Below are 15,802 nucleotides of genomic sequence, written 5' to 3'. Positions count from 1 at the left end.
CATCGCTCCTTATGCCTGAACCAGCGGGCCGGGGTTTTTCAGGTATTGCTCACGAATCGCCTTGGCCGACCAGTAGGTCAACGCCGCCACCAGCCCGGTCGGGTTGTAACCCAAGCCTTGCGGAAACGCCGACGCACCTGGCACGAACACGTTGTGCACGTCCCAGCTCTGCAGGTAACGGTTCAGGGCGCTCTTCTTCGGATCGGTGCCCATGATTGCGCCACCGTTGAGGTGGGTGGTCTGGTAGGCCGCAGTGTTGAAATGATCACCGACCTGCTTGCCGATCACCGCGATGGCTTTCGGGCCCATGGCTTGAGCGACCTTGCCCATTTTCTCGACCATGAAGCGGTTCATTTTGATGTCGTTTTCCTGCCAGTCGAAGGTCATGCGCAGCAGCGGCAAGCCGTAGGCATCGCGGTACACCGGATCCAGATCGAGGTAGTTGCCACGGTAGGACTGATGCGCGCCGTGGGCATCCATCGACACCTGGTGGGTGTAGTAATCGGCGGTCGCGCGTTTCCACTGGCTGCCCCAGGCCGGAGTGCCGGGTGGGTTTGAGGTGCCGGCAATCGGGCGGCTGCCCGCCTGGTTGACCCACATTGGCGAGCCGCCGACGAAGCCATGCGGGCCGTGGTCGAAGTTGTCGGCGTTGAAATCATCCAGCGCCACACCGTTGCCGCCGGCACCGATGAAGTTGTTGGTGTGGGTGTCCTTGTCGAAGAACGCCTTGATGGTCGCCATGTTCTGGTAGGCGAAGTTACGCCCGACCACGCCTTCGCCGCTGATCGGGTCGTACGGCTTGCCGATGCCCGAGAGCAGCATCAGGCGCACGTTGTGCAGCTGGAAGGCGCCGAGGATCACCAGATCCGCCGGTTGCTCGATCTCGCGGCCCTGGCCGTCGATGTAAGTCACGCCGGTGGCCTTGGACTTGGTGCTGTCGAGGTTGACCCGCAGCACATGCGAGTTGGGCCGCAGCTCGAAATTCGGCAGGGGCTTGAGCGCCGGCAGAATGTTTACGTTCGGCGAGGCCTTGGAGTACATGTAGCAAACGTAACCGCTGCAGAACCCGCAGAAGTTGCACGGGCCCATCTGCGCGCCGTAGGGATTGGTGTACGGGCCTGAAGTATTTGCCGACGGCAGGTTGTAGGGTTTGTAACCAACTTCTGTCGCCGCTTTGCCGAACAGTTGTGCGGAAACGGTGTTCTTCTGCGCTTGCAGCGGGAACGGATTGGAGCGATCCGGTGCGTAAGGGTTACCGCCCTTGCCCTGACCGACCAGTTGGCCCTTCACGGTCCAGGCCTGGCCGGAGGTGCCGAAGACCTTTTCGGCGAAATCGAAGAACGGCTCCAGCTCTTCATAGCTGACGCCGAAGTCCTGGATGGTCATGTCCTTGGGGATAAAACTTTTGCCGTAACGCTCTTCGTAGTGGCTGCGCATGCGTAGCTCGATCGGATCGACGCGAAAGTGCACGCCCGACCAGTGCAGACCGGCGCCGCCGACGCCATTGCCCGGCAGGAACGCACCCAACTGGCGATTCGGCAGGGCGATGTCGTTGACGCTGTGGCGGATGGTGACGGTTTCTTTCGAGATGTCCTGAAAGAGTTTTTTCCGCACGCTGTAGGTGAGTTCGTCGATCACCTGTGGATAGTTGCCGTCGGGGTAGGTGTCCTGCATCGGCCCGCGCTCCAGCGCCAGCACGTTGAGCCCGGCTTCGGTCAGCTCCTTGGCCATGATCGCGCCAGTCCAGCCGAAACCGACGATCACTGCGTCGACCTTCTTCATTACGGTTGCCATGCTCAAGCCCTCTCGCCGCGAATCGAAACTGCCGGGAAGGGGTATTGCTCGTTGCGTTCCACCCAATCCATGAAATCGGCGCGGGCGCCGGGAAAGCCGATCATGGTCCAGCCGACCATGCCTTTATTGCCACCGTGGATCGGGTCGCAGAAGAACCCTTCCTTGGTGTTTTGCAGCAGCAGGCTGAAGAAAATCTTCGCTGGAACCGCATCGAACTGCGGTTTGCCGGCTTCGAGCTGCTTGAGCAAATCTTCTCGGGTAGCGCTGTCTTGCTCAGCAAATGTTTTACCGTTGAGGGATTTTGCCCACTGATCCGTGGCAGCGATGCCCAAGCGATAGATCTCTTTTGGCACCAGTTTGCTCTGCCAGCCCATCTCCGGCGCAGCGTCGGCGTTGAACGGGCCTTGCATGTACCAAAGGGCACCGGCGGCGTACGGGGTGTTCATCTGGCGGTCGATGTATTCCGGCACGCCGGCTTCCACGGCACCCGGGCCTTGCTCGTCGTTGGGGATCAGGTGCGCCACGGCGGCGTTGATGAAGGCCCATTCCTCGGCGGTGAAATAGCTCGGCTGATAAGCGCTGGCGTCAGCTTTGGCCGGTGTTGCTGCGGGCGTCGACGGGGCCGCTTCAGGCGCCGCTTGCAACACGCTGCTGCCCAGACCGCTACCGGCGAGGGTGACCACGGGAATCAGGGTCAGGGATTTGCGCAAGAACTCACGCCGCGGGTTGTCTCGATCTGCGTCAGACATGGGGGTGCACCTCATCAGGCATTGATGGTTGTCCGCCGTTTCTGCGAACGGCGTGAGCATTTTTTCGTCGCGGCGTGGCCCGGTGGTTGACCGGGAAAAGGGGGGACGCCTGCAACATCGTGTGACAAATGGTAGCAGGCTATGCATCGGGTTGAACCGATTCAGCGGAAAAAGCTGCGGTTTTTTTACCTGAGTGCTCAATGAAATCGCACGGATTCACGATTCTTTGACAAGTGCCTCACAGGGCTTTGACCGTCAGACGTGGAAGCTGCGAGGCCTTTCATTGATGAATTCCGATACGGTCAGCCCAGCATGTCTCGAGTGCGCCTTTTCCTTGCTTTGTGTTTGTCGCTTGTTGCCTTGTTGCACTTGATGCCGGCCCAGGCTGACGCCGCTGCAACATCGCGTCCCCCTGAATGGGCGCAACCGGTTGAAGTGCAGTACAACCTGTTCCAGATGTCGCCAACCCTCTACCGCAGCGCCTTGCCGGATGGCGGCGCAGTGCCGTTGCTGAAGAACCTGAAAGTGGCGACGGTGATCAACTTCCTGCCGGAAGCTGACAGCAGCTGGCTGTCTGAGCCGGGCATCAATCAAGTGCAACTGCCTTATCGCACCAACCATGTCGATGACGCCGATGTGCTCAAGACGCTGCGCGCGATTCAGGCTGCCGAAGCCAATGGCCCGGTGCTGATGCATTGCAAACATGGCTCCGACCGCACCGGCCTGATGGCGGCGATGTACCGGATCGTGGTGCAGGGCTGGAGCAAGGAAGACGCGCTGAATGAAATGACGCAGGGCGGTTTTGGTGAAAGCGGCCATTTCAAGGATGGCGTGCGCTACGTGATGCAGGCCGATGTCGACAAGCTGCGCACCGCGCTGGCCAACGGCGACTGCAGCACCAGTGCCTTTGCCACCTGCTCGATGAAGAGCTGGTTCCAGTCGGTCAACCTCAAGTAAGCCGCACCCTCCACGGCATTGCACCGTGGAGGGTCATGCGCCGGCTCAGTCTTCGGACTTTTTCTTCAGCTTCGGATTCGGAAAGAACTGCACGGCCTGGACGGTCTTGTCCGGCGCCGGCTTGAGCGCGCTGGTATTGACCCGCGTGCCCAGTTCCTTCGGAACCGACAGCCCTTGCTCGTTCAATGTATCCGAGTAACCGCAGGCCACACACTCACGGTGCGGCACGCTGTCCTCGTTCCACATCATCAGTTTGTCCGGCTCGCTGCACGCCGGGCAGACAGCCCCGGCGATAAAGCGCTTCTTGGTAATCACAGGTGCCTCACTCATGCTGCTGCGTCCTCACTCAGGCCGCTATGGCGCAAGAGTGCGTCAATCGATGGCTCACGGCCACGGAAGTCGACGAACAGCACCATCGGGGCCTGCGAACCGCCACGCGCGAGAATCGCTTCGCGGAAGGCGCGACCGGTTTCGGCGTTGAGCACGCCATCCTCTTCGAATTTGGAGAAGGCATCCGCCGACAGCACTTCCGCCCACTTGTAGCTGTAATAGCCCGCCGCGTAACCGCCGGCGAAGATGTGCGCGAAGCTGTTGGGGAAGCGGTTGTACGCCGGTGGACGCATCACCGACACCTCGTCGCGCACGCCTTCCAGCACTTGCGCCACGCTGCGGCCGTCACCATGGGTGGCGTGCAGTTCGAAGTCGAACAGCGAGAATTCCAGCTGCCGCACCATCATCAGGCCGGACTGGAAGTTCTTCGCTGCGAGCATTTTCTCCAACAGGTCTTGCGGCAGCGGCTCGCCGGTTTCGTAGTGACCGGAAATCAGCGCCAGGCCTTCCGGCTCCCAGCACCAGTTTTCCATGAACTGGCTTGGCAGCTCGACCGCATCCCACGCCACGCCGTTGATCCCGGAAACACCGGCGTGATCAACGCGGGTCAGCAGGTGATGCAGGCCGTGACCGAATTCGTGGAACAGGGTGGTCACTTCATCGTGGGTCAGCAGCGCAGGCTTGCCGCTGTCGGCCGGGATGAAGTTGCACACCAGGTTGGCGACCGGGCTTTGCAGCACGCCATCGATTGTGCGACGACGGTCGCGGGCGCCGTCCATCCACGCACCGCCACGCTTGTTGGCGCGGGCGTAGAGGTCGAAGAAGAAGCGCCCGACGTGCTGGCCGTTTTCCTTGATCTCGAACAGACGCACGTCCGGGTGCCAGGTGTCGAAGCCTTTCAGTTCGGCGATTTCGATGCCGTACAGACGCTGAACGATAGCGAACAGACCGCCGAGGACTTTATCGATCGGGAAGTAGGCGCGCAGGGTTTCCTGAGCGACGCTGTAGCGTTGCTCGCGCAGTTTTTCCCCGTAGAAACCACTGTCCCAGCTTTGCAGATCGGCGCAGCCCTGTTCGGCGGCGTAAGCGCGCAGCTGCTGCAGATCCTGCGCAGCGAACGGCTTGCTGCGTTTGGCCAGGTCGCGCAGGAAGCTCAGCACCTGATCGCTGGACTCGGCCATTTTCGTGGCCAGGCTCAGCTCGGCGAAACTGGCGAAGCCCAACAGCTTGGCCAGTTCCTGACGCAGGTCGAGGATCTCTTCCATGACCGGGCCGTTGTCGTTCTGCCCGGCGTTCGGACCTTGATCCGACGCACGGGTGCAGTAGGCGGCGTAGACTTCTTCGCGCAGCTTGCGGTCCTGGGCGTAGGTCATCACCGCGTAGTAGCTCGGGAATTCCAGGGTGATCAGCCAGCCATCAAGGCCTTTGGCCTGGGCGGCGGCGGCCATTTGCGCTTTGGCCGAATCGGTCAGGCCGGCGAGGGCGGCTTCGTCGGTGATGTGCTTGGTCCAGGCTTGCGTGGCGTCGAGCAACTGGTTGGAGAAGCGGCTGCCCAGCTCGGACAGTTTGCTCTGCACTTCGGCGTAGCGCTTCTGTTCGGCTTCCGGCAGGTCGATACCCGACAGACGGAAATCGCGCAGGGCGTGTTCCAGAATGGTTTTTTGCGCCACGTCGAAACCGGCGGCTTCCGGGCTGTTGGCCAGCGCTTCATAGGCCTGGAACAGCTCGCGGTTCTGGCCCATCTCGGTGGAGTAGGCGCTCAGGGCCGGCAGGCACGACTCGTAGGCTTCGCGCAGTTCGGCGCTGTTGCACACGGCGTTGAGGTGGCTGACCGGGCTCCAGGCAGCACCGAGGCGATCGTTGAGTTCGTCCATCGCCAGCACCAGGCCGGCCCAGGTCGGGTTTTGAACCTGGGTCTTGAGGATTTCGGCGATGGCGGCGCGGTTGTCGGCCAGGATCGTTTCGATGGCTGGCAGCACGTGTTCGGCACGGATCGTGGAGAACGGCGGCAGGTCGTAGGACTGCAGAAGAGGGTTGTTCACGCTCACGGTTGGCACCTTGGCTGGAAGAAACATGCGCCCATCTTAATTACAATCGACACTCACCGCAGCTATCGGCGACAGAGAGAGAACTTATCGTGCCCGTTCGCAAGTACCAGAATCACACCCCGCAACTCGGCAAGGGCGCGTTTGTCGACGCCTCCGCGGTGGTGATCGGCGACGTCGAAATCGGCGAAGACAGCTCCGTGTGGCCGCTGACCGTGATCCGTGGCGACATGCACCGCATCCGTATCGGCGCGCGCACCAGCGTGCAGGACGGCTGCGTGCTGCACATCACCCACGCCGGCCCGTTCAACCCCGATGGTTTCCCGCTGCTGATCGGCGATGACGTGACCATCGCCCACAAGGTCATGCTGCATGGCTGCAGCGTTGGCAGTCGCGTGTTGATCGGCATGGGCAGCATCGTCATGGACGGCGCGGTGGTCGAGGACGATGTGATCATCGGCGCCGGCAGCCTGGTGCCGCCGGGCAAGCGCCTGGAAAGTGGCTTCCTCTACGTGGGCAGCCCGGTGAAGCAGATCCGCCCGCTGACCGACAAGGAACAAGCCTTCTTCACCTACAGCGCGGCGAACTACGTGAAGCTCAAGGACCTGCATCTGGCCGAAGGCTACGACCAGCTCTGAAACGACTTACACCTGCTCAGGATTTCTCATGCATTACCAGACCGTACTGTTCGACCTCGATGGCACCCTGACTGACCCGCGTGAGGGCATCACCCGTTCCATCCAGTTCGCTTTGAGCAAACTCGGCATCGACGAGCCGGACCTGAGCAAACTCGAACACTTCATCGGCCCGCCGCTGTTGCAGGCGTACATGCAGTTTTATGGCTTCGACGAGGCCAAGGCCTGGGAGGCGGTGAATTTCTATCGTGAGCGCTTCAAGGTCACCGGCCTTTACGAAAACCGTGTGTTCGATGGCGTCACACCGTTGCTCGAGACCCTGAGCGGGCAAGGGCGACAGCTGTACATCGCGACCTCCAAACCTTGGGAGTTCGCCCGGGAAATCGCCCGGCACTTCGACTTCGCCAAACACTTCAAGGTGATCTACGGCAGTGAGCTGGATGGCACGCGGACCAACAAGGTCGAGCTGATTGCGCACCTGATCGCCGAAGAAGGGCTGGATCCGGCCAATACGCTGATGATCGGCGACCGCAAGCATGATCTGATCGGCGCGCGCAGCAACGGCGTGGACGCGGCGGCAGTGGGCTATGGGTTTGGCAGTTTTGAAGAGTTGAGTGCCGAAGCGCCGGCTTATCACTTTGAGACTTTGGCTGAGTTGCATCAGGCATTTTTGCGGCGCTGATGAAATTGCTTTCGCGAGCAGGCTCGCTCCCACGGGGGATTTTTGTTGCACCCCGCTTCAATGTGGGAGCGAGCCTGCTCGCGAAGAGGCCAGTTCAGCCAATGCGAAATCAGGATTCTGCCAGCGCTCTTAGTGCCGCCTTACGCTCCGCGACAGGTAGCCCGCCCAGCTTCTCAACCTCAACATAAAACCGCACCCAATCCCCCCCAACCTGCCTGAACAGTGCCGCAAACGCCGGCACCCACTGGTCATACAGGCCAAACGGCAACAACCGCGCATTGTTCAGCGGCATATTCACCCACGCGTCATAGCGCTTGTCCCCGGCCCACTGGCTGTCGCGCGTCACCCGGTAATCGCGCCGAAACCGCTCGAATTGCGCTGCTTTACGCTCGCGCATCTGCTCGGCCGACAGCGGCTGGGCGTAAAGCGCTTCAAGCCGCGACCGCGTTTCGAGCACCAGTTCGATGAACTGATCGCGCTGCTTGAGCCTGGCATCGGTGTCCGGCGGCAGGCCACGAAACGCCCGCCACTGGCGGGTGCCTTCCTGCTCGACAAACGTGGCAAACGACTCATTGAACTCGGTGTCGTCTTTCACATAGAAACGCTGATGCGCCAGTTCATGAAAGATCAACGTGGCCAGACGCTCATCGCCCCAGCCCATCATCGAATTGAGGATCGGGTCATTGAACCAGCCGAGGGTTGAATAGGCCTCAACACCGCCAATCGCCACGTCCATGCCTTGCAGGCGCTGAATTGCCGCTTCGCCCCGGGCAGCGCTCTGGCTGTAGTAGCCGCGATAGGCCACGCAACCGGCGATCGGGAAGCAATGGTTCTGCGGGGTCAGGGAAAACTCCGGGGTGGCGAACACGTTCCACACCACATACGGCCGGCCGATGTCGGCGTACAGCCGATAGCTCTGGTTGTCCGGCAGGTGCAGCTGTTCGCTGGCGAAGTCCCGGGCCTTTTGCGACTGGGTCAGGTGCGTGCGCAGGGTTGCATCGCGGCTTGGGTCGGCAATCACCTTGGCCACCGGCTCACGCGCGCGCAACAACTGCAACTGACCGCTGGCCAACTGGCTGTAATAGCTGACGCTGGAACAACCGTTGAGCAACAAAAACATCACCCCCGGAAACAAAATCCGAAAAACGCGATCAAGTAACCCATGGCTTGGAAGCGGCCTGCTCAAAATAAAAATCCTTTGGAAAGTCTGCCCGCAAGACTATCCCGCCATTTGGAGCTTCGCTATGCGCATGTTGTTGCTGACAGGAGGCCTGCTGACGCTGGCCGGTTGTGCCGGATTCGGAATGCCCGATCCTGACCCCTCGCAAGCCTGGATTGATCTCGATGCCCGGCAACAGGACACGGCGTTGCAAGCGCTGAAAGTCGATGACAAGGCAACTGTCGACAAACGTTATTTCGAAGTGCAGCCCGGCAGCCATGAGTTGAAGGTGCGTTATCAGTTTCCGGTCGAAGCCACCAACATCGGCCCCGACGCCGAACCGCTGTGGCGCGATTGTCAGTTGAAGCTGACATTCAAGGACTTCAACGCCGGTCAGCGCTATCAGTTGCAAGCCGGCAGTATCGGTTTTCGGCCATGGGCCAGGCTTTATGATGAACAGCGCAAAGTCGTAGGGCAGGGCACACTCGCAGGCTGCCAGAAAACCTGATCGGGATTATGCTGGATGTCCAAATCACGGGACATTGATCATGCACAGGTTGACGTTGTTGCTCGCTGCAAGTCTGCTTGCTGGCTGCCAGAGCCCGATGCCGGCAGCCGATCCCGGCAAGGCCTGGGTCGACTTTTCGATGCCGACACCCGGCGGTAAGGTGCTGATGGCTGAACGGCTGGACAACGTGCGCCTGCGGGACGGGCGCTTTTTCCAGGTCGCGCCGGGCAGTCATGAGCTGACGGTGCGCTTCGATTTCGAGATCTTCGGTGGCAGCCAGGGCTTGGACACCGACCCGCAGGAACGCCTGTGTTACATGACCGTGCGCTACGATCATTTCGAAGCCGGGCAACGTTACCGACTTGAAGCCCGGTCGCTGGCGTTCACGCCGAGTGCTCGGTTGATCAATCGCCAAGGGCAGAGAGTTGCCGAAGAACGCCAGATCAACTGCTTGCCTTGAGCGGACTGTCAGATGTCGTTTTTCTGGTAGACGATCGCTTTTGTGCCGTTTTCGCAGGTGCCGACAACCATCGCCACGTCGTGCTTGTCGGCCTCTTCCTTGCTGACAATTTCCAGTGTGTAAGACGGCACTGCATTCGCCTGGATCTTTACTTCGATCTCTTTCTTCAATTCTTCGCAGTCTTTCGGTGCGGCGAGAACCGTTGTGGCCAGTGCACTGCAAAGAATCGCCAAGCCAATACGTTTCATAGATGAAGCTCCCTGATGCAGCGCGCACGGGCGTGCGCTGAAGCTGCTGTCACTTATTCGACCATATTTTTGCGGGGCAGGTTCTGACTTCGCTCACATCTTCAATAACTGCGCTGATTTGTGGATTACATTCGCGAGCAGGCTCGCTCCCACATTTGAAGTGCATTCCAATGTGGGAGCGAGCCTGCTCGCGAGTGGGTCAGTCAGCGCCGATTCAGCTAACCAGCGAAGCCTCAAGGGTAATCTTCGCATTCAGTACCTTGGACACCGGGCACCCTTCCTTGGCCTTGTTGCTCAGTTCCTCGAACTGCGCCTGAGTAGCGCCCGGGATCTTCGCCTTGAGGATCAGCTTGATCGCGGTGATGGCAAAGCCACCCTCGACCTGATCCAAGGTGACTTCAGCCTGGGTGTCGATGCTCTCGGCCTTCAGGCCCGCATCACCGAGAATCATCGAAAACGCCATGGAAAAACAGCCGGCATGCGCGGCGCCGATCAGTTCTTCCGGGTTGGTGCCCTGGCCGCCCTCGAAGCGGGCCTTGAAGCCGTAGGGGGCTTCTCTGAGGACACCGGTTTCAGTGGAGATCGAGCCGATGCCGGTTTTCAGATCGCCTGCCCAATGTGCGGATGCTTTCTTCACGATAGCCATGTCTGCCTCCTCAAGATCTGGCGCGGAACGCCGCGCCGTCGTGGTTTTTGCTTGCAAGGCTTCTGAGGATAGACGTCGGGACAAAGTTCAGCCCGGCTGAATCCTTGACTTTTTTAGTAGGAAATTTCATCGCGGCTATTGAAACTCGGGTATATGCCCTCATTGCATAAAACACGCTTATGGATTGGGCAGGTTTTCGTTCGCAAGAAAAACCTGCCTCCTCATTCGGAGACGCAGGTTTATGAAGCAACTGTCCGACGTAAAGTTTTCCACCCTCGATCTGGTGCCGGTGCGCGAGAACGGTAGCCCGGCGCAATCGCTGCGCAACTCGCTGGATCTGGCACAGCATGTCGAGAAACTCGGCTATACCCGCTTCTGGGTGGCCGAACACCACAACATGGACGGCATCGCCAGTTCTGCCACCTCGGTGTTGCTGGGATACCTGGCCGGCGGTACCTCGACGATTCGCGTCGGCTCCGGCGGGGTGATGCTGCCCAACCACGCGCCGCTGGTGATCGCCGAACAGTTCGGCACTCTCGAAAGCCTGTACCCGGGACGCATCGATCTGGGTTTGGGCCGCGCGCCCGGCTCCGACCAGATGACCGCCCGCGCCCTGCGCCGCGAACGCTCCGGCAGTGCCGATGACTTCCCGGAAGACGTTGCCGAGCTGGCGCGCTTCCTCGGCCCGCGCACCCCGGATCAACGGGTGATCGCCATGCCCGGCACCGGCACCAACGTGCCGATCTGGTTGCTCGGTTCCAGCCTGTTCAGCGCGCAGCTGGCCGGTGAGCGCGGGTTGCCCTACGCCTTCGCCTCGCACTTCGCCCCGCGCTTCATGCACGAGGCGATTCGCGTCTACCGCAACCACTTTAAGCCGTCGGCAGTGCTCGATAAACCGTACGTGATGCTCGGGGTGCCGTTGGTGGCGGCCGATACCGATGAGCAGGCCGACTACCTGGCGACCTCGGTGTACCAGCGAATTCTCGCGCTGATGCGTGGGCAGAGTCTGGTGCAGCGTCCGCCGGTGAAAACCATGGACGGCCTGTGGCTGCCCCATGAGCGCGAGGCGGTGGGGGATTTCCTCGGTCTGGCGATGGTCGGCAGCCCGCAGAAGATCCGCGCGAAGCTGGAGGTGCTGGTCGAGCAGACCCAGGCCGATGAGCTGATCTTCACCTGCGATCTGTATGAGCATGCCGATCGCCTGCATTCCTATGAGTTGCTGGCCCAAGTCATGAAGGGCTGACTCTGGAATACGGCTTCTGTGGGAGCGGGCTTGCTCGCGAAGACGGAGTGTCAGACACCCTGGATGTCGGCTGACATAACGCTTTCGCGAGCAAGCCCGCTCCCACATTGGGAACCAGTGGCCCACAAAAAAGCCGACGCCTTCGCGTCGGCTTTTGCATTTCAATCGCGATCACCCGCGTTTGTAGACGATTTCCTTGGTGCCGCCTTCACAGGTGCCCACAACTTTTCCGCCATTGGCTCCCTTGTCGACAACCTCCAGCGAATACCCTGCAACGCCCTTGGCATCCAGCTTCGCTGCAATCTCGCCTTTCAGCTCTTCACAAGGCTTGCCAGCAGCAAACGCGCCACCCGCAAGGCTCAACAAACCTACTGCCAATATGAACTTCTTCATCGGTCGCACTCCCTGGTCGGATTAAAAGAGGCGGGCATCAGGTCTCCCGATGCACTCACCTTGTAGCGCTTTGCCATTCCTATGGCACTCGGCCAGCGCGCAAGTTCAGAAGCGTAGCCCAAACTCAGCTGCTGGCAATGCGGAAGCCGACTTTGAGGGTTACCTGGAAATGCGCAGCCTTGCCGTCCTTGATGTGGCCACGGGTCTCGACCACTTCAAACCATTCCAGATGTTTGATGCTCTTGTTCGCTTCAGCCAGCGCATTGTTGATGGCGTCTTCGATGCTGCTGGTGGACGAGCCGACCAGCTCGACTTTCTTGTACGTGTGATGGTCACTCATGGCGATCTCCTGGATGTGTGGATTTGAGACTAGCAGTGAATCTGCACTGTTGATTTCGGCGGCTCAATGCAAGCGAAGTTCAGATTTTCTGCACTTTCTCAAACCGCTGAAGTCCCAACCAACACACGCCACTCATCACCAATGCAGGAGAGCCACCATGGCCAACACCTCTTTACGTAAAGCCTCGTTGCAAAGCATGGAAGCCGAGATCGAGAGTCTGCTCAAATCGTTGGAAAGCCTGAAGGACGACGCATCCGACGAGTCGCGCAAGACCCTGAAGGCGCTCAAAAGCAACGCCGAAAGCGCGCTGAAACATTCGCGCAGCCTGCTCAGCGATGCCTATGAAGAAGTTAAAGTGAAAACCCGCGAGACCGGCATCGCCACCCGCGATTACGCTCAGGAACACCCTTGGACCACCGCCGGTGTGGCGGTCGGTGCAATTGGTCTGCTGGCTGCTTATTTGCTGTTCAAGCGCGGCGAGTGATCCGTCTGGCGCAGCTCGTTCTTGAGCCACTGCGCCAGTTGCCGGGCGCGTCCATCTGCGGCGCGCTTGGGTAGCCACAACGCCAGTTGCGCCGGGGTTTCGCAAAAGCCCCACGGCGCAACCAGGCGACCGGCCTTCAAGTCTTCGGCCACCAGCGGCTCTGGCGCGATTGCCACGCCGAGTCCGGCCACTGCGGCTTCCAGCAGATAATACAAATGCTCAAAACCTTGCCCCAACTTCAACGCCTTGGCGTCGAGGTGATTTTGCTGTGCCCAACTCGGCCAGGCTTGCGGGCGCGATGTGGTGTGCAGCAGCGGCTCGCTGAGCAAGGCTGACGCCGGCGCCGCTTGCAGGCGTTGGTAGCCACTGAACAGCGGGCTCATCACCGGGCCGATGCGTTCTGCGGCCAGTTCGTAGACCTGCATGTCTGCCGGCCATGGCGGCTCGGCGAACAACAGCAACGCATCGAGTCCAGGGCGCCGCGGGTCGAGATCACCTTCACCGGCTGACAAGTGCAGACGCAAGTCCGGCAGATCGGCGTTGAGCCGCCCCAGGCGTGGGATGAACCAGCGCGCCAACAGACTGCCGGAGCAGCCGAGCACGAACGGCGCATCAGCGGTGTTTTGCGTCAGCTCGGCACACACACTGCGCAACCGATCAAAGGCCTCACCGCTGGCATCTCGCAAACGAACACCGGCATCTGTGAGTTTCAAGCCGCGACCATCCTTGACGAACAGGCTCACGCCCAGATGCTCTTCGAGCACTTTGAGCTGACGGCTGACTGCACCATGAGTGACGTGCAGCTGTTCGGCCGCCTGGCTGACGCTGTTCAGCCGGGCTGTGGCTTCGAACGCGCGCAAGGCGTTCAACGGGGGAAGGTCGTGGCTCATGGTATCTGTGAGTTTTCCTGACAGGTTGTGGCGATCTTATCGGTTTTCAGCCTGGAAGGTCAGGGGTAGAGTGGACGCCATTGTCTTCTCACCCGAATTCACCTGGAGCACATCATGACCCAGACTTCGAACACCTCCAACCTGCGCAGCGGCCCTGACGATAACGGCCTGTTCGGCGCGTTCGGCGGCCGCTACGTGGCGGAAACCCTGATGCCGTTGATCCTCGATCTGGCCCGCGAATACGAAGCGGCCAAGGAAGATCCGGCGTTCAAGGAAGAGCTGGCCTACTTCCAGCGTGACTATGTCGGTCGTCCGAGCCCGCTGTACTTCGCCGAGCGTCTGACCGAGTTCTGCGGCGGCGCGAAGATCTACCTCAAACGCGAAGAGCTGAACCACACCGGCGCGCACAAGATCAACAATTGCATCGGCCAGATCCTGCTGGCGCGGCGCATGGGCAAGAAACGCATCATCGCCGAGACCGGTGCCGGCATGCACGGCGTTGCGACTGCCACCGTGGCCGCACGTTTCGGTCTGGACTGCGTGATCTACATGGGCACCACGGACATCGAACGTCAGCAGGCCAACGTGTTCCGCATGAAGCTGCTGGGCGCCGAAGTGATTCCGGTGGTGGCCGGCACCGGCACCCTGAAAGACGCGATGAACGAAGCGCTGCGTGACTGGGTGACAAACGTCGACAGCACCTTCTACCTGATCGGCACCGTGGCCGGCCCGCACCCGTACCCAGCCATGGTGCGCGACTTCCAGGCGGTGATCGGCAAGGAGACCCGCGAGCAGCTGCAAGCTCAGGAAGGTCGTCTGCCGGACAGCCTGGTGGCGTGCATCGGTGGCGGTTCCAACGCCATGGGCTTGTTCCACCCGTTCCTTGACGACCAGAGCGTCGAGATCATCGGCGTCGAAGCGGCCGGTTACGGCATCGAAACCGGCAAGCACGCGGCGAGCCTCAATGGCGGCGTACCGGGTGTGCTGCACGGCAACCGTACCTTCCTGCTGCAGGACGACGATGGCCAGATCATCGACGCCCACTCGATTTCCGCCGGCCTCGACTATCCCGGCATCGGCCCTGAGCACGCCTGGTTGCATGACATCGGCCGCGTCCAGTACACCTCGGTCACCGACGACGAAGCCCTCGCTGCGTTCCACCAGTGCTGCCGCCTCGAAGGCATCATCCCGGCGCTGGAAAGCGCCCATGCGTTGGCTGAAGTGTTCAAACGCGCACCGAAACTGCCGAAGGATCACCTGATGGTGGTCAACCTCTCCGGCCGTGGCGACAAAGACATGCAGACCGTCATGCACCATATGGAACAGTCCAAGCAGGAGAAACACTGATGAGCCGCCTGCAAACCCGTTTTGCCGACCTCAAGCAACAGAATCGCGCCGCGCTGGTGACCTTCGTCACCGCCGGTGATCCGGACTACGACACTTCGCTGGCGATCCTCAAAGGTTTGCCCGGCGCTGGCGCCGACGTGATCGAGTTGGGCATGCCGTTCACCGACCCGATGGCCGATGGTCCGGCGATTCAACTGGCGAACATCCGTGCCTTGGGCGCCAAGCAGAATCTGGCGAAAACCCTGCAAATGGTTCGCGAGTTCCGCGAAGGCAACAGCGACACGCCGCTGGTGCTGATGGGCTACTTCAACCCGATTCACATGTATGGCGTTGGGCGTTTTATCGCTGATGCCAAGGAAGCGGGCGTCGACGGTCTGATCGTGGTCGACATGCCGCCAGAGCACAATAATGAACTGTGCGACCCGGCACAGGCTGCAGGTCTGGACTTCATCCGCCTGACCACCCCGACCACTGATGATGCGCGTCTGCCGAAAGTGCTCAATGGCAGCTCGGGCTTCGTTTACTACGTGTCGGTGGCCGGTGTGACCGGTGCCGGTGCGGCGACTCTGGAACACGTCGAAGAGGCGGTCACCCGTTTGCGTCGCCACACTGACCTGCCGATCAGCATCGGTTTCGGTATTCGTACTCCGGAGCAGGCGGCGTCCATCGCTCGTTTGGCGGACGGGGTGGTGGTGGGTTCGGCACTGATCGATCACATCGCCAATGCGACCACGCCGGCCCAGGCTGTCGATGGCGTGCTGGGTCTGTGCAAGGCGCTGTCCGAGGGCGTGCGTCAGGCCCGCGTCAGCTGAAGGTAAAGTTCCTGATACAGAGGAATTAGCGCCTCACATCACGGCCTAATTGAGCAAGACCGAGGGATTCAGAGCCACGT

19 protein-coding genes are annotated in these 15,802 nt (G+C 60.7%); 9 read left to right on the top strand and 10 right to left on the bottom strand.

What is annotated here, in order from left to right:
- Positions 1-9: 9 nt before the first annotated feature.
- Together ACM6I7_RS11935 and ACM6I7_RS11930 are read right to left on the bottom strand one after the other, a co-directional pair.
- Positions 10-1,794: a GMC family oxidoreductase gene (locus tag ACM6I7_RS11935; RefSeq protein ID WP_096797309.1), complete on the bottom strand. Its 1,785-nt coding sequence runs from the start codon at positions 1,792-1,794 to the stop codon at positions 10-12.
- A 2-nt stretch (positions 1,795-1,796) separates the two neighbouring features.
- Entirely contained in the window at positions 1,797-2,543 is a 747-nt protein-coding gene (locus ACM6I7_RS11930; protein WP_414888640.1) for a gluconate 2-dehydrogenase subunit 3 family protein, read from the bottom strand.
- Between the two features lie 312 nt (positions 2,544-2,855).
- On the opposite strand from ACM6I7_RS11930, the gene ACM6I7_RS11925 reads away from it, so the two are divergent.
- Positions 2,856-3,500, top strand: coding sequence for a dual specificity protein phosphatase family protein (locus ACM6I7_RS11925; protein WP_096797308.1), 645 nt, complete (start codon positions 2,856-2,858; stop codon positions 3,498-3,500).
- A gap of 45 nt (positions 3,501-3,545) precedes the next feature.
- Here the strand turns inward: ACM6I7_RS11925 and ACM6I7_RS11920 are convergent, their stop codons facing one another.
- Both ACM6I7_RS11920 and prlC read right to left on the bottom strand, forming a co-directional pair.
- Complete coding sequence (locus tag ACM6I7_RS11920) at positions 3,546-3,830, bottom strand: YheV family putative zinc ribbon protein (RefSeq protein ID WP_007962808.1); 285 nt, start codon at positions 3,828-3,830, stop codon at positions 3,546-3,548.
- Positions 3,827-5,905 carry an oligopeptidase A gene (gene prlC / locus ACM6I7_RS11915; protein ID WP_414888639.1) on the bottom strand — a complete coding sequence of 693 codons (2,079 nt, stop codon included), beginning with the start codon at positions 5,903-5,905 and terminating at the stop codon, positions 3,827-3,829. Before prlC ends, ACM6I7_RS11920 begins: the two co-directional genes overlap by 4 nt.
- Positions 5,906-5,967: 62 nt before the next feature.
- Between prlC and ACM6I7_RS11910 the strand changes: the two genes are divergently transcribed.
- Together ACM6I7_RS11910 and ACM6I7_RS11905 are read left to right on the top strand one after the other, a co-directional pair.
- Positions 5,968-6,513, top strand: a complete 546-nt coding sequence (locus tag ACM6I7_RS11910; protein ID WP_003220373.1) for a gamma carbonic anhydrase family protein — start codon at positions 5,968-5,970, stop codon at positions 6,511-6,513.
- Positions 6,514-6,541: 28 nt separating this feature from the next.
- The gene (locus ACM6I7_RS11905; RefSeq protein WP_027610209.1) at positions 6,542-7,192 is read left to right on the top strand and encodes an HAD family hydrolase; all 651 of its coding nucleotides are present in this window, start codon (positions 6,542-6,544) and stop codon (positions 7,190-7,192) included.
- A gap of 109 nt (positions 7,193-7,301) precedes the next feature.
- On the opposite strand, the gene ACM6I7_RS11900 is transcribed toward ACM6I7_RS11905, so the two are convergent.
- A complete protein-coding gene (locus ACM6I7_RS11900) occupies positions 7,302-8,378 on the bottom strand; it encodes an aminopeptidase (RefSeq protein ID WP_049827794.1) in 1,077 nt (358 codons plus the stop codon).
- A 58-nt stretch (positions 8,379-8,436) separates the two neighbouring features.
- Here ACM6I7_RS11900 and ACM6I7_RS11895 point away from each other — a divergent pair, with 58 nt between their 5' ends.
- Together ACM6I7_RS11895 and ACM6I7_RS11890 are read left to right on the top strand one after the other, a co-directional pair.
- Positions 8,437-8,859: a hypothetical protein gene (locus tag ACM6I7_RS11895; RefSeq protein ID WP_414888638.1), complete on the top strand. Its 423-nt coding sequence runs from the start codon at positions 8,437-8,439 to the stop codon at positions 8,857-8,859.
- A gap of 40 nt (positions 8,860-8,899) precedes the next feature.
- Positions 8,900-9,319: a hypothetical protein gene (locus ACM6I7_RS11890; protein WP_414888637.1), complete on the top strand. Its 420-nt coding sequence runs from the start codon at positions 8,900-8,902 to the stop codon at positions 9,317-9,319.
- Between the two features lie 8 nt (positions 9,320-9,327).
- Here ACM6I7_RS11890 and ACM6I7_RS11885 read toward each other — a convergent pair whose 3' ends face one another.
- Entirely contained in the window at positions 9,328-9,567 is a 240-nt protein-coding gene (locus ACM6I7_RS11885; protein WP_027610205.1) for a DUF1161 domain-containing protein, read from the bottom strand.
- Between the two features lie 214 nt (positions 9,568-9,781).
- Complete coding sequence (locus ACM6I7_RS11880) at positions 9,782-10,213, bottom strand: OsmC family protein (protein WP_115988513.1); 432 nt, start codon at positions 10,211-10,213, stop codon at positions 9,782-9,784.
- Positions 10,214-10,454: 241 nt separating this feature from the next.
- Between ACM6I7_RS11880 and ACM6I7_RS11875 the strand changes: the two genes are divergently transcribed.
- A complete protein-coding gene (locus ACM6I7_RS11875; RefSeq protein WP_027610203.1) occupies positions 10,455-11,456 on the top strand; it encodes an LLM class flavin-dependent oxidoreductase in 1,002 nt (333 codons plus the stop codon).
- A 171-nt stretch (positions 11,457-11,627) separates the two neighbouring features.
- Here the strand turns inward: ACM6I7_RS11875 and ACM6I7_RS11870 are convergent, their stop codons facing one another.
- Both ACM6I7_RS11870 and ACM6I7_RS11865 read right to left on the bottom strand, forming a co-directional pair.
- The gene (locus tag ACM6I7_RS11870) at positions 11,628-11,849 is read right to left on the bottom strand and encodes a DUF1161 domain-containing protein (RefSeq protein WP_027610202.1); all 222 of its coding nucleotides are present in this window, start codon (positions 11,847-11,849) and stop codon (positions 11,628-11,630) included.
- Between the two features lie 124 nt (positions 11,850-11,973).
- A complete protein-coding gene (locus ACM6I7_RS11865) occupies positions 11,974-12,189 on the bottom strand; it encodes a dodecin (protein ID WP_027610201.1) in 216 nt (71 codons plus the stop codon).
- 157 nt (positions 12,190-12,346) lie between these two features.
- Here ACM6I7_RS11865 and ACM6I7_RS11860 point away from each other — a divergent pair, with 157 nt between their 5' ends.
- Positions 12,347-12,673: a DUF883 family protein gene (locus tag ACM6I7_RS11860; RefSeq protein WP_003220391.1), complete on the top strand. Its 327-nt coding sequence runs from the start codon at positions 12,347-12,349 to the stop codon at positions 12,671-12,673.
- On the opposite strand, the gene ACM6I7_RS11855 is transcribed toward ACM6I7_RS11860, so the two are convergent.
- A complete protein-coding gene (locus ACM6I7_RS11855; protein ID WP_096797305.1) occupies positions 12,646-13,563 on the bottom strand; it encodes a LysR family transcriptional regulator in 918 nt (305 codons plus the stop codon). The two genes, ACM6I7_RS11860 and ACM6I7_RS11855, sit on opposite strands and share 28 nt — an antisense overlap.
- Positions 13,564-13,677: 114 nt before the next feature.
- Between ACM6I7_RS11855 and trpB the strand changes: the two genes are divergently transcribed.
- A complete protein-coding gene (trpB, locus tag ACM6I7_RS11850; RefSeq protein ID WP_041074734.1) occupies positions 13,678-14,910 on the top strand; it encodes a tryptophan synthase subunit beta in 1,233 nt (410 codons plus the stop codon).
- Positions 14,910-15,722 (top strand): tryptophan synthase subunit alpha, encoded by an 813-nt coding sequence (trpA, locus tag ACM6I7_RS11845; RefSeq protein ID WP_096797304.1) that lies wholly within the window; start codon positions 14,910-14,912, stop codon positions 15,720-15,722. Before trpB ends, trpA begins: the two co-directional genes overlap by 1 nt.
- Positions 15,723-15,802: the final 80 nt, after the last annotated feature.

This window comes from Pseudomonas sp. IT-93MI4, from assembly GCF_949767635.1.
GTDB classification, from domain to species: domain Bacteria; phylum Pseudomonadota; class Gammaproteobacteria; order Pseudomonadales; family Pseudomonadaceae; genus Aquipseudomonas; species Aquipseudomonas putida_A.
Note: the sequence above shows the minus strand (reverse complement) of the source record. Positions and strands in the feature narration are given on the sequence as shown.

Coding starts and splice junctions, on each gene's coding strand:
- ACM6I7_RS11865 (WP_027610201.1), bottom strand. CDS start 12,189: ATGAGTGACCATCACACGTACAAGAAAGTCGAGCTGGTCGGCTCGTCC.
- ACM6I7_RS11875 (WP_027610203.1), top strand. CDS start 10,455: ATGAAGCAACTGTCCGACGTAAAGTTTTCCACCCTCGATCTGGTGCCG.
- ACM6I7_RS11890 (WP_414888637.1), top strand. CDS start 8,900: ATGCACAGGTTGACGTTGTTGCTCGCTGCAAGTCTGCTTGCTGGCTGC.
- ACM6I7_RS11895 (WP_414888638.1), top strand. CDS start 8,437: ATGCGCATGTTGTTGCTGACAGGAGGCCTGCTGACGCTGGCCGGTTGT.
- trpB (WP_041074734.1), top strand. CDS start 13,678: ATGACCCAGACTTCGAACACCTCCAACCTGCGCAGCGGCCCTGACGAT.
- ACM6I7_RS11930 (WP_414888640.1), bottom strand. CDS start 2,543: ATGTCTGACGCAGATCGAGACAACCCGCGGCGTGAGTTCTTGCGCAAA.
- prlC (WP_414888639.1), bottom strand. CDS start 5,905: ATGTTTCTTCCAGCCAAGGTGCCAACCGTGAGCGTGAACAACCCTCTT.
- ACM6I7_RS11855 (WP_096797305.1), bottom strand. CDS start 13,563: ATGAGCCACGACCTTCCCCCGTTGAACGCCTTGCGCGCGTTCGAAGCC.
- ACM6I7_RS11880 (WP_115988513.1), bottom strand. CDS start 10,213: ATGGCTATCGTGAAGAAAGCATCCGCACATTGGGCAGGCGATCTGAAA.
- ACM6I7_RS11935 (WP_096797309.1), bottom strand. CDS start 1,794: ATGGCAACCGTAATGAAGAAGGTCGACGCAGTGATCGTCGGTTTCGGC.
- ACM6I7_RS11920 (WP_007962808.1), bottom strand. CDS start 3,830: ATGAGTGAGGCACCTGTGATTACCAAGAAGCGCTTTATCGCCGGGGCT.
- ACM6I7_RS11925 (WP_096797308.1), top strand. CDS start 2,856: ATGTCTCGAGTGCGCCTTTTCCTTGCTTTGTGTTTGTCGCTTGTTGCC.
- ACM6I7_RS11905 (WP_027610209.1), top strand. CDS start 6,542: ATGCATTACCAGACCGTACTGTTCGACCTCGATGGCACCCTGACTGAC.
- trpA (WP_096797304.1), top strand. CDS start 14,910: ATGAGCCGCCTGCAAACCCGTTTTGCCGACCTCAAGCAACAGAATCGC.
- ACM6I7_RS11885 (WP_027610205.1), bottom strand. CDS start 9,567: ATGAAACGTATTGGCTTGGCGATTCTTTGCAGTGCACTGGCCACAACG.
- ACM6I7_RS11870 (WP_027610202.1), bottom strand. CDS start 11,849: ATGAAGAAGTTCATATTGGCAGTAGGTTTGTTGAGCCTTGCGGGTGGC.
- ACM6I7_RS11860 (WP_003220391.1), top strand. CDS start 12,347: ATGGCCAACACCTCTTTACGTAAAGCCTCGTTGCAAAGCATGGAAGCC.